15 protein-coding genes are annotated in these 11,777 nt (G+C 37.5%); 2 read left to right on the forward strand and 13 right to left on the reverse strand.

All coding sequences use genetic code 11. The features are described from left to right. Positions 1 to 26: 26 nt before the first annotated feature. From ACMGDK_RS14015 to ACMGDK_RS14070, 12 genes are all read right to left on the reverse strand, one after another. Entirely contained in the window at positions 27 to 437 is a 411-nt protein-coding gene (locus ACMGDK_RS14015; RefSeq protein WP_436808528.1) for a hypothetical protein, read from the reverse strand. Beyond that, a complete protein-coding gene (locus tag ACMGDK_RS14020) occupies positions 427 to 708 on the reverse strand; it encodes a hypothetical protein (RefSeq protein WP_436808529.1) in 282 nt (93 codons plus the stop codon). The genes ACMGDK_RS14015 and ACMGDK_RS14020 overlap by 11 nt, the downstream gene beginning before the upstream one ends. Before the next feature lie 142 nt (positions 709 to 850). Continuing rightward, a complete protein-coding gene (locus ACMGDK_RS14025; protein ID WP_436808530.1) occupies positions 851 to 2,575 on the reverse strand; it encodes a M14 family metallopeptidase in 1,725 nt (574 codons plus the stop codon). Positions 2,576 to 2,730: 155 nt separating this feature from the next. Beyond that, positions 2,731 to 3,477, reverse strand: a complete 747-nt coding sequence (locus tag ACMGDK_RS14030) for a metallophosphoesterase family protein (protein WP_436808531.1) — start codon at positions 3,475 to 3,477, stop codon at positions 2,731 to 2,733. Positions 3,478 to 3,479: 2 nt separating this feature from the next. Then, complete coding sequence (locus ACMGDK_RS14035; RefSeq protein WP_436808532.1) at positions 3,480 to 4,022, reverse strand: RNA 2'-phosphotransferase; 543 nt, start codon at positions 4,020 to 4,022, stop codon at positions 3,480 to 3,482. A gap of 11 nt (positions 4,023 to 4,033) precedes the next feature. Further along, positions 4,034 to 4,975: an ADP-ribosylglycohydrolase family protein gene (locus ACMGDK_RS14040; RefSeq protein ID WP_436808533.1), complete on the reverse strand. Its 942-nt coding sequence runs from the start codon at positions 4,973 to 4,975 to the stop codon at positions 4,034 to 4,036. Continuing rightward, a complete protein-coding gene (locus tag ACMGDK_RS14045) occupies positions 4,975 to 5,661 on the reverse strand; it encodes a Sir2 family NAD-dependent protein deacetylase (protein WP_436808534.1) in 687 nt (228 codons plus the stop codon). Before ACMGDK_RS14045 ends, ACMGDK_RS14040 begins: the two co-directional genes overlap by 1 nt. Further along, positions 5,658 to 6,233, reverse strand: coding sequence for an SMI1/KNR4 family protein (locus ACMGDK_RS14050; RefSeq protein WP_436808535.1), 576 nt, complete (start codon positions 6,231 to 6,233; stop codon positions 5,658 to 5,660). The genes ACMGDK_RS14045 and ACMGDK_RS14050 overlap by 4 nt, the downstream gene beginning before the upstream one ends. Positions 6,234 to 6,273: 40 nt before the next feature. Further along, positions 6,274 to 7,047, reverse strand: a complete 774-nt coding sequence (locus tag ACMGDK_RS14055; RefSeq protein WP_436808536.1) for a TIGR02452 family protein — start codon at positions 7,045 to 7,047, stop codon at positions 6,274 to 6,276. A gap of 36 nt (positions 7,048 to 7,083) precedes the next feature. Next, positions 7,084 to 7,503, reverse strand: a complete 420-nt coding sequence (locus tag ACMGDK_RS14060; RefSeq protein ID WP_436808537.1) for an ADP-ribosylation/crystallin J1 — start codon at positions 7,501 to 7,503, stop codon at positions 7,084 to 7,086. A 104-nt stretch (positions 7,504 to 7,607) separates the two neighbouring features. Further along, positions 7,608 to 7,862: a DUF4291 family protein gene (locus tag ACMGDK_RS14065; RefSeq protein ID WP_436808538.1), complete on the reverse strand. Its 255-nt coding sequence runs from the start codon at positions 7,860 to 7,862 to the stop codon at positions 7,608 to 7,610. 269 nt (positions 7,863 to 8,131) lie between these two features. Then, positions 8,132 to 8,809: an NUDIX hydrolase gene (locus ACMGDK_RS14070; protein ID WP_436808670.1), complete on the reverse strand. Its 678-nt coding sequence runs from the start codon at positions 8,807 to 8,809 to the stop codon at positions 8,132 to 8,134. Between the two features lie 140 nt (positions 8,810 to 8,949). Here ACMGDK_RS14070 and ACMGDK_RS14075 point away from each other — a divergent pair, with 140 nt between their 5' ends. Together ACMGDK_RS14075 and ACMGDK_RS14080 are read left to right on the forward strand one after the other, a co-directional pair. Continuing rightward, positions 8,950 to 9,582, forward strand: a complete 633-nt coding sequence (locus ACMGDK_RS14075; RefSeq protein WP_436808539.1) for a DUF1579 domain-containing protein — start codon at positions 8,950 to 8,952, stop codon at positions 9,580 to 9,582. A gap of 97 nt (positions 9,583 to 9,679) precedes the next feature. Next, positions 9,680 to 9,889, forward strand: coding sequence for a hypothetical protein (locus tag ACMGDK_RS14080; RefSeq protein ID WP_436808540.1), 210 nt, complete (start codon positions 9,680 to 9,682; stop codon positions 9,887 to 9,889). Positions 9,890 to 9,926: 37 nt separating this feature from the next. Here ACMGDK_RS14080 and lepA read toward each other — a convergent pair whose 3' ends face one another. Continuing rightward, on the reverse strand, positions 9,927 to 11,723 hold the full coding sequence (lepA, locus tag ACMGDK_RS14085; RefSeq protein ID WP_436808541.1) for a translation elongation factor 4: 1,797 nt from the start codon (positions 11,721 to 11,723) through the stop codon (positions 9,927 to 9,929). Between the last annotated feature and the right edge of the window lie 54 nt (positions 11,724 to 11,777).

Consider the following 11,777-nt stretch of genomic DNA (forward strand, 5'->3'; position numbering starts at 1 on the left):
AGACGTTTCAGTTTGAAGCGTCTTTTTTATTGCTGCCTATTTACAAGGAGCTCTTCCATATTTCTTGTCACTTCATTGCAGGAAAAGCAGGCTTCTTTTCCATCCTGGGAAAACCATCTGCACCTAGAGCGGATCGGACAATAGCCAAGCTCTGTTTCTTTCTGAAAATCCAAATTCTGAACTTTCCGGGATAGAGAGCATTTAGATTCTTCTTTGTCCCATTGTGCGCAGCCTTTTTCGACACATTTACCGGTAAAACGGAATCTCTGCTCAAGATTGGTTTTATCTTCATTCTGCTTCAGAAAATCTTCTGTAACGGTGAGAGGAGTGATAAACTGAACCTTCCCGTCTTTGCTGACCACTCCGAAAAGCTGTGCCCCAACTTTTCCAAGATAACTGGGGCACATCTTTTTTGAAGTATTGGAATTAGCCTCCATAGCTTTTTATTTGAGACTGGATGCTTTTCATCTGGCTCTGAATATCAATTCCCGGCTTGAAAATAATGATTCCCCAAGGAAACCAATCTTTTATTTTCATGGGTCTCAGCAGTCCTTTGAAATCTCTGTGAGCTCCAAAAGCCTGTGTATTATCAATCTTTGAAAGTTCGGAAAGCACTACATTCTGAATTCCTCTGTCAATGTTTTTCAACTGTTCATCCGAAAGATCTACTCCTTCCAGTGAAACGAAAAAATGCTTTTTAGTTGCCATAACTATAGTTTTTATTGGTTTTATAAAGCAAATTTCGTCCGAATATGTACTAAAGTTATCAGGAAAAACACCTTTTATGCAAGCGTGAAAAACCTGTAAATTAAATACTGATAATCAATGTTTTAAATCAAATTAAACCAATCTATAAGATTTTATAAATGGGATATTGTCTGAATGTTTTTTCTTCGAAGTAAGGAGAATTTCTGTAGATCCAGTCGAGTTGGACAGATCCGTCTTCTGCAAATTTTTTATCGGATGATTTTTTAGCTTCAAAAGCATCTTTCAGCTTTTTATCTGACTTTAGTAATTCTGAAGCGGTATCTTCAAAAATATAGGCGGAATAATATTCTTTCTGCGCCAGGATTCCATCAAAGAAATTCCAATTGAAAAATGAGTCTAAAGCCTCAGGTTCAAGTGTTTCAATGATATATTTTACACCAGGCTGGTCTGTTGGAATTAAATAATCCCCAGCTGAAAAATTCAGTGCTCTTTTTGCCGTTTCCACACTGGTATCATAATGAAGGTAATGTCCTTCGTATGGATTTTTAACCGTTTTAAAATCTTTAATTTTATAAGACTCAACCATTGCCGTGCTGTCTTTTTTAAGAGCGGTCATAAGGATCTTATTTCTTTTCAGCTCTTCGATCACGCGGTATTGGGATTGTGGAACCACATAGTATTTGGGAATGGTGATATATCCAGTAGGAAGTGCTGTCATGAATAGCTTGATCTTCTTCGTAAAAGGTTTATTCCTATCGTAAAACAGTCTCGGTTTCCCGGAAATATCGCTTGGTTTATAGCTTCCCTCATAACCTTTAAAATCCATTGTAGAAAATCTGGTTGAATCTATTTTCCAACGGATTCCGTACTGCATTCCGGGTTTGTACTGCTTCAAATTATCAAGACGAAGCTGTTTTATTTTCCTGTAATTCTTGTCTAAATTCTGAAGATTCACGAGCATATATTTGTATGTCGCATCCACCCTTTTATCATAAGGCTTCAGCATATGCGTTTCAGGAACCGTTCCAAGCGAATTAAATAGCGATGTGTAGCCTGTAGAATATCTCGGAGAGTCTTCAAAAGCAGCAAATCCTTCATCCGGGATATCCCCGTGAATATTGACATAAGGAGTGCTTTCATAGCCCAGTTTCTTCATATCCTCAAGGTTTTTGGCCTGATAATCATTGTAAAAGTAATTTCCCAATGTGTTTCCCAAACGTTCCTTGAAGGTTGAAATATAGGTGAAAGTATACTGATAATCAGCTCCATTGCTAACATGGTTATCAATAAAAACATCAGGCTGTAGCCATTGGTAAATTTCCTGGAAGCTTCTGGCATTTTTTGAATCTGCTTTGATGAAATCCCTGTTCAGGTCATAGTTCCTCGCATTTCCTCTGAAACCATACTGCTCGGGACCGTTCTGATTAGCTCTGGAGTGGGAGCCTCTGTTCAGCATTCCACTGACGTTATAGGCAGAAATAGCTGCTATAATAAAATTCTGTGGTGCTTTTATTTTCCCGGTTGCGAGATCCCTTATAAGCATCATTGTGGCATCTATTCCGTCCGGTTCGCCCGGGTGAATTCCGTTGTTCACAAAGATAATGGCTTTGTCTTTTCTGAGTTTTTCAACATCTTTTTCGGAAAAGGGATTGTAAATCACCACATAAATGGGCCTTCCATTATCGTCCTCTCCTTTTTTAAGGTATTGGACGGAATTGAAGCTTTTAGCCAGGTTCTGATAATAGCTATTCATTTCATCATAAGTAACCGTTTGGTTTTTATTTCCTCTTTCAAAAGGGGTTTGAAATGAATTTTGGGCGAAAAACAAAGAGGTAGTCAGGAAAATCAGGAGATATTTCAGTTTCATTGAAGCAGTTTTTGAGCTTCAAAATTACTTAATATGATTTGGGTGCGGAAGAGAAAAATAGAAATATGTTCCAATTGTGAGTAGAAAGCTTTATAGATTTTTAAAAACCTATAAGGTTGAAGGTGGTAAAAATCTGGGATGCATTCTTATCAGATTTACTTCTTAATGCTGTCAGTATTCCTTCCTTTTTCGTCAGGATATAAAGACGGAAGAGGGTCGCTCTGCCAGAATTCTTTGGTGTCAATATCCATTATTGACAAGGAACCCGTGAAAGCAGCGCCGGTATCTATATTCCAGACGTTGGCCTTGTTGATAGGGTGACTAACTCCTATATCTAACGTTGGCGTGTGTCCTATAAATATCTCACTGTACAAAAGCAGCCTTTTCGGATAGAGTTCTGAATTTTTCGCTAATTTCGTGTCCATTGCGACTGCTGTTTCCCATAAGGTCCTGTCCCAACGGTAATTGCTGGAATAAACTTCCTTTTCAGGTCCATGCATAGAGGAATAGCCTGCATGAATAAACAGCCGGTTTTTATCATCTACATGATAGTTTTTCATCTTTTGAAAGAATTCCAGATGTAAAGCCAGATCTTCCAATGAGTAGTCATTATAGCTTTCTACAGTGCTTTTTCCTCCGTTGAATAACCATACATCCTGTCTTTCTCCGGTGGACATCCAATCCTCACACCAGGCATCGTGATTTCCTTTAATGAAGATGCACTCCTGCTTTTCGGAAAGCTCCATCAGAAACCGGATAACCTGAGAAGATTCGCCCCAGCCGTCAACATAGTCGCCCAGAAAAATGAGTTGATCTTCAACTGTAACCTCTGCTCTTTCAAAAACCTGCTTCAGTGCTTTAAACCCTCCGTGGATATCACCTATTACTAATGTTCTGCTCATCTTTACTTTGAAATATATTTGGCATCCACAAAATCTGTCAGCCACACTCCGTTTGCCGAAAGATAAAACGCTATTCCGTCTTCATGCATTGTATTTGTTCTTATAGTCAGAATCACAGGTTTTCCATGGCGCATTCCCACTTTTGCAGCTGTTTCCTTGTCTGAGCTTAAATGAACATGTTGGCGGCTCCTTTTATCAATTCCTTTTGCCAGAATAGAAGAAATATTGGTTTCTGCTGTTCCGTGATACAGAAAATCGGGTGGCTGTGCCGGTTTCAGGGCCAGGTCTATATCAATGGAATGTCCCTGGCTGGCTCTGATCCTGGTTTTATCTTCATTAAAAGCAAACCGTTTTTTATTATTGGTTTCCACCACTTCTTCCAGCTCTTCAAAACTGAAATGCATTCTGCCTTTTGCAGATTTTGTAATGAGTTCATCAACATCTGCCCATCCGTTTTCATCCAGTGTCAGCTGAATGGTCTCGGGCTGATGCCTCAGAATAAGGCTTAGAAATTTGCTTATTCTTTTGCTTTGTATTTCGTTCATGATTTTTGTCTTTAATTCATTAATTTTTTCTGAAGCTTTTCACATAAAACTTCAATATCTCCTTTTCTTACAAGTTCGGAAACCCATTCTTCCGGAATATTTTCAAATCCGTAGTAAATGCCTGCAATTCCTCCTGTGATGGCTCCGGTTGTATCGGTATCTTCTCCCAGGTTCACTGCTTTTAATACAGCTTCGGAATAAGTTTCAGAGTTGAGAAAACACCAAAGCGAGGCTTCTAAACTGTGGAGGACATAGCCGCCACTTTTGATCTCTTCTTCCGGATAGGTTGAAATATCATTTTTTAAAACTCTATAAAAAAGTCCTATCTCTTTAGGGTTAAAACCTTGAATTTCTGAATATTCCAAGGCCACCTTCTGCATATGCATATAAGCTTCTTTCCTTTTCTTTCCTTTGATTAGCTCAATGGCTAAAATAACATAAATGAAACATGCAAAAACAGAACGGAAATGCCCATGGGTAATGGCGGAAACCTCTTTTACCGTTTGATATAGTTTTTCGATATTTTCTTCATCTTTAAGATAAAAAGCTAAGGGAAGAATTCTCATCAAAGAACCATTCCCATTATCTTCCTCAAAAATATTTCCTGAAAACCTTGCGCTTTCTCCTTTGATCAATCGTGCAATGGAGTGTCTTGTGGTTCCACCAATATCAAAAAGTCTTCCGTGAGCTGTCCAGTGTCCATATTTGTTCCATTTTACAAAGCTTTGTCCAATTTTTTCTAAATCATAGCCTTTCGTGAGCTCTTCTGCAAGACAAAGAGTTAACGAACTGTCATCACTCCATGTTCCTTTGGGCTGGTTCCATGACATAAATTCCAGATAACCCGTAACGGGAAATCTTTTTAAATCCTCTCTTTTCTTAAATTCAACCGGAACCCCCAGCGCATCCCCAATGCACACTCCAAAAATTCCGGCTTTTACCATATTTTCCATCAGGCAAGGTTTACCAGTTTATCAAATAGCAGCTGCATACCTCTTGTTGCGGATTCTTTCATCACTACGGCTCTTTGTCCATATCCGAATCCTGTTTCGTTAGGATTGATAACCACCAGCAGACAGTCGTCTTTGATGTCATGGATCAGTCCGGCTGCCGGATACACCTGCAGAGAGGTTCCTATAACGACCAAAATATCGGCCTCTTTTACCTTTTCCTGCGCAGTCTTGTACAAAGGAACATCCTCCCCAAACCACACGATAAAAGGTCTTAACTGAGCTCCATCTTCTGCTTTGTCGCCAATTCGTATATCTCCTTTCTGTTCGTAGATCAAATTTTTATTATTACAAGAGCAAGATTTGAACAATTCTCCGTGAATATGAAGAATATTGGTTGATCCGGCTCTTTCATGCAGGTCGTCTATATTTTGGGTAATGATCTGAACATCAAAATGTTTTTCAAGTTCTGCGACCAATCGATGAGCCTCATTAGGTTCAACTTCATGAAGCCGTCTTCTTCTCTGGTTGTAAAATTCCAGAACCAACTCCCTGTCTTTCCTCCATCCTTCCGGACTTGCCACATCTGTTATATTATGACTTTCCCAGAGACCATCTCCGTCTCTGAATGTTTTTATTCCGCTTTCGGCGCTGATTCCCGCACCGCTTAATATGGTTAGTTTTTTCATTGTTTGTTAATTTTTACTCTAAATTTTTTTATTACTATTACAGTCCCAGCTATCATTAGAAAGATAATAGATATTGGTATTGCAATGATGTATAATGGAATATTTTTAAGATATTGTTTTACCGTTGTTCCATATATTCTTTCCGCCTGTCTATTAATGAAGGTTATAAAATTTCCCCCTTCCGCTTTTATTATTGTTTTTTGAAAAGCACCCCAATACACCTCTACGCCATCCTCATCAAAAATATATAGTGTGGGCTTCTGATTGTTTTCAGAAAGATTAAAAAAATAATACGTTCCAAGTTCTTTCTTGATACATAAGATTTCTTCATTTTGTAATAGATTAAGAGCATCTAATTCTGCCCTTAATCCTTTTTGAATTCTCTGAAATTCATTGCTGTTTGTTTCAACATTGAACACATTTGAATTTTTCCCGGCTTTCAGAAGATAATCAATGTAAGCTTTTGGAAATCTCACACCCACATTATCTTTGAGCATATCAATTTCTTCAATTGTTAATCCTACATTTTGATTTTTAGAATCATTTACAAATCTGAAATTAAATTTCTCCATTATTATAAAATCTTTTTATACAGTTCTAAATGTGGTTTCATCATATTGCTTCAAACAACTTCAGCATCTCTTCATTTTTAGTCAAGACTGCAAAAACTACTCTTTTAAATTTATTTTTATACTTTCCGTGCAGATGCTTTTTAAACAATTCTACAATTTCTTTCGGATCATTTCTGAAGACTCCACATCCCCAGGCACCTAAAATTAGGGTTTCATTTGCATGATTCAGGGCCAAAGCAAGCATTTTATCCATTCTAATATCCATGGCATCACATATCTCATCTGCTCTTTCCGGTTCCTGCCGCTTTACCACTCCGGCATTGACCGCAGGAGAAGTAATAAAATTACACAAAACAGGTTTCGGTAATAATTCTCCTTTATCTTTTCTGAAAACAGGAACTTTAGGACCGTAAATCATCATGTCGGTATAAAAACAAGACTCCATTGCTCTGTGAATCTTATAATAATCTTCCGCCTGAAGCTGAGTTTCATACAATGCTGATGTTCTGGCCAGACTTTCTTCCTGCGCTTCAGCACCGTTGATAAATCCACCGCCTGGATTTTTGGCTGACGCAAAATTCAGACACATTAATTTTTCCTGATTTTCTTCATCCGCTAATTTTAATATTGCTTTCAAGGAACTGCAATTCCAGACTTCGAATGTTGTTTCAAAATCGACTTCCGGAAGTTCACTTTTTGCCATTTCAGCAAGTTCTTCTGATGAAAACAAAATGGTTTCTTTTTTACAAGCTTCCAGTTCTTTTTCTATTGTTATTTTTTCGTTGTCTTCGTTTATATAATATTTTTTAGCCAAGATCCCCTAAGGTATCTTTTGCCATCTCTTTATTTGTCATGGTAATTTTTTAATCTTTAATATAAGGCTTTCCAATTCAGGACTTGTCTCTTTTGTAAACTCGTCTCCTATGAATACTTTAATCACCTTAATATCCCCAAAAATCGCATTATTAAAGCTTTCCAGCTCTTCCGCCGGAACCCACAATTCATTATGGTTTCTCGCACCCACATTTTGAGCTGGATATTGATTCATGATTTCTTCCGGAACCTCGAATTTTGTAACAAATCCGAGATAATTTCCAGCTTCATCCCTTGTATTCCATTTTTCAGCAATTTCTGAAGCATAGCTTTCATCTAGTACAGGGTAAAATATAGGCTGCCATTCCAGTCTTGGAGGAAATTTTTTATATCCGCTTTCTACAATCAGGATCATTTCTTTTTCTCCTACCGGTCTGTAAAGACTTATTGTTTTCATTTCTTTTGTTTGTTTTTTTAAATACTTGACCCTATTATAAGAGCAAGCTCAGCCGGCAAGGGATACAATTTTTCAATGGGTAACAGCTTTTTTGCCTTATCATATTATCCCAACTTTGTAAGGTTTAAGATCTTTTTTACCAAAGGCGTATAATCTTCTATTTTAACGATCCATTCATTATTAAATTCTTCAATCAGGTACCGGCTGATTCCAACCTGAATAAAATGGTACGTCAGTTTATTTCCTTTAATCTTCCTTTCCGGATCCCACTGCACATGGACTTCTGCTTTTAAATTCTTTTTCCCATGTTCCCGGATTAGGATATACCCTTTTTTCGGGTGAAGTTCTATCCTTTCCATGATATATTTTGTGTTTAATGATTGTGTTATTATTACACAAATGTAAAACAATATAATTCTATGAACAAAATTTATTTGTGTTATTTTAACGCTAAATATTTAACCTATTGATTATCAATATTTAAAATTAAGTATTTTAAACACAAATGGCACTAATGTTTTCACGAATATCACGAGCTAAAATAAACTAAAATTTCAGTTTAATGATTTAAAATGGTAAATGATAAGTTTTTTATGTAAATTCGAACTTGATTCGTCTGAAGTAAAGATTATTTAATTTCGAAATAGAATCCTTCTTTTTCAAGCTCTTCATACTTCTCTTTGTTGAATGTAAAAAGTTTTCCCGGCCTGCCGCTACCTTCTTTTTTAACATTATTGGTTTCGTTAAGCAGACCATAGCTCATGATCTTTTTGCGAAAATTTCTGCGGTCTATCTCACGCCCAACAATAGTTCTGTAAAGATTTTCAAGGTCAGAAAAAGGAAATTCTTCATTCAGGAGATTAAAGCCGATAGGCTGGTACTGAAGCTTGGTACGAAGTCTGTTTAACGCAATATAAATAATGGATTTATGGTCGAAGGCAAGCGACGGAAGCTTATTTACACTGAACCATTGGGCGTCTTCCGCATCAGAATCTGCAAACAGTTCATGATAGGATGGGTTGACAAGGCCTAAATAAGCCACAGAAACTACTCTATTCCGCGGATCCCGGCCTACGTTACCAAAAGTATAGAGCTGCTCCAGAAAATCGGGTTTTATGCCCGCTTCTTCGTGAAGTTCTCTTTTCACTGCTTCATCCAGATTTTCATCATCCAGAACAAGGCCTCCGGGAAGCGCCCAGCCTCCTTTAAAAGGGTCAATCTTCCTTTTGATTAAAAGAATTTGAAGATCCTGCTTATCAAAGTATCCGAAAATAACAGTATCGACTGCCACTTTAATATCCTGAATTTTTTTTGGAGATGCCATAATCTAGTTTGCGTTATGAATACACAAAGATAAGGTTATAAAATGAGAGCAAAAAAGAAATTGGGTACATAATAAAATTTACTAACTTTATTTTTCAATAACCCACTTAAAATTAACTAATTATGAAAAATCTAATGCTGCTATTCTCAATTGCTTTATTTTTTACTGCTTGTGAAAAAAGCAAGTCCAAAACAGAAAAAGATGTAACAAAAACAGATTCCACAACATGGAAGCATGTAGATTCTGCTACCGCAACCAAAGCCTGGATGGAATATGCCACCCCAGGTGAAATGCACAAAACATTAGCATTATATGACGGAAACTGGACCGGAGCGACAACAAGCTGGATGGAAAATGGTGCGCAACCTGTCACCAGCCAATCTGAATGTACCAATAAAATGATCTTCGATGGCAGATATCAGCACAGTACCTTCAAAGGAAGCTTTATGGGAATGCCGTTTGAAGGTATGAGCATTATGGGCTACGATAACGCTAAGAAAAAGTTTGTAAGCACCTGGATCGATAATATGGGAACAGGTATTATGCATGCAGAAGGAGACTGGAATCCCTCTAAAAAGTCTATTGAACTTAAAGGTAAGATGACTGATCCGGCAAGACCCGGAAAAGATTGTGAATTCAGAGAGGTTTACACATTTACGGATGCCAACAATCACACCATGGAAATGTATGGTCCTGATTCTAAGACAGGGAAAGAATATAAAACCATGGAAATAAAATTCACTAAGAAGAAATAAAACAAGTGAAATCCCCGCAGTGAAACAGTGATTTTCCTTATAAATTTCATGACAGATATGCTCAACTTTGGTATAGAAAATAAAAATTTATACCATCATGAAAACATTATTAAGAGCCTTTATCGTGGTCATTATTATCATAGGAGGAGTTTTGATCATTGTTGTGGGGAAAAAGCCTTTCCCGGAACCTGAATGTATTGTATGCGGAATTAACCTTATACGAACTTTAGGAATCGCTGAAGTAATTCTCGGCCTCGGAGCTTTGGTAATACAGGCCAATCTGACTGAGAAACAGCGAACTTTCTGAAAAATAAAAGACCGGTAAAATTACCGGTCTTTTTATATTAATCGTTTAGTTTTAGTACAGCCATAAATGCTGATTGCGGTACCTCTACTCTACCAATCTGTTTCATTTTCTTCTTACCTTCTTTCTGTTTTTCAAGAAGCTTACGTTTTCTGGAGATATCTCCTCCGTAACATTTTGCGGTAACGTCTTTTCTTAAAGCCTTGATGGTTTCCCTGGCAATAACTTTCGCTCCCAATGCTGCCTGAACCGCAATGTCAAACTGCTGTCTAGGAATCAGCTCACGAAGCTTTTCACACATCTTTTTACCGATATAATAAGCGTTACTATCGTGGATCAGTGAAGAAAGGGCATCTACCATATCCCCATTGATCAGAATATCCATTTTAACCAATTTAGAAGAACGCATACCGATTGGAGAATAATCGAATGAAGCATATCCCTTGGAAATAGATTTCAGACGGTCATAAAAGTCGAAAACAACTTCTGCCAAAGGCATATTAAATGTTAATTCTACTCTGTCTGCCGTTAAATAACTCTGGTTGACAATCTCTCCTCTCTTTTCAATACAAAGTGTCATTACAGCTCCTACGAAATCGGATTTAGTAATAATAGAAGCTTTTATATAGGGTTCTTCCACTCTATCTAAAAGATTGGGATCAATCATTTCAGATGGATTGTTGATTAGAATTGCAGTTTCAGGATCTTTTTTAGAGAACCCGTGATATGAAACGTTGGGAACCGTAGTAATTACGTTCATATCAAATTCTCTTTCAAGACGTTCCTGTACGATTTCCATGTGAAGCATTCCCAGGAATCCGCAACGGAAACCGAAACCAAGCGCTGCTGAACTTTCCGGTTCGAAAACCAGAGAGGCGTCATTCAGTCTTAATTTTTCCAATGAGAATCTTAATTCTTCAAAATCTTCGGATTCAATAGGATAAATTCCGGCAAAAACCATTGGCTTTACTTCTTCAAAACCATCAATCGCGGCAGCGGCAGGATTCACAAAAGAGGTAATGGTATCCCCTACTTTCACTTCTCTGGCATCTTTAATCCCGGAAATAATGTAACCTACATCACCACATTCAATTGTTTTTTTCGGAACCTGCTTTAGCTTTAAAGTTCCTACTTCATCAGCACCATACTCTTTTCCTGTCGCGAAAAATTTAATTTTCTCGCTTTTAGAAATACTTCCGTTTACCACTTTGAAATACGCTTCAATTCCTCTGAATGGGTTATAAACAGAGTCAAAAATCAATGCCTGTAATGGAGCTTTCGGATCGCCAACCGGAGGTGGAATTCTATTGACAATCTGCTCAAGCAAATCATGAACTCCTTCTCCTGTTTTTCCGGAAACCCTAAGGACATCTTCATATTTACAGCCTAAAAGTCCCATAATTTCATCGGTAACTTCTTCAGGGTTTGCTGACGGAAGGTCTATTTTATTAAGAATTGGAATAATTTCCAGATCATTTTCTAATGCCAGGTAAAGGTTACTGATAGTCTGTGCCTGGATACTCTGTGCCGCATCTACAATAAGCAGCGCACCTTCACAGGCAGCGATAGAACGGGAAACCTCGTAAGAAAAGTCTACGTGTCCCGGGGTATCAATAAGATTTAAGATATATTTTTCTCCTTTATACTCATAATCCATCTGGATTGCGTGAGACTTGATGGTAATCCCACGTTCTTTCTCCAAATCCATATCATCCAGGGTCTGAGACTGTAGTTCTCTTTGAGTAACTGTGTTGGTATACTCCAAAAGACGGTCTGCCAAAGTACTTTTACCGTGGTCAATATGAGCGATTATGCAAAAATTTCGTATGTTTTTCATTTAAGAACGTTGTAATTTGCAAAGATAAAAAAATGCAGGAGAAATTCATTTTTA

Source organism: Chryseobacterium hilariae, from assembly GCF_051400735.1.
GTDB lineage: Bacteria > Bacteroidota > Bacteroidia > Flavobacteriales > Weeksellaceae > Chryseobacterium.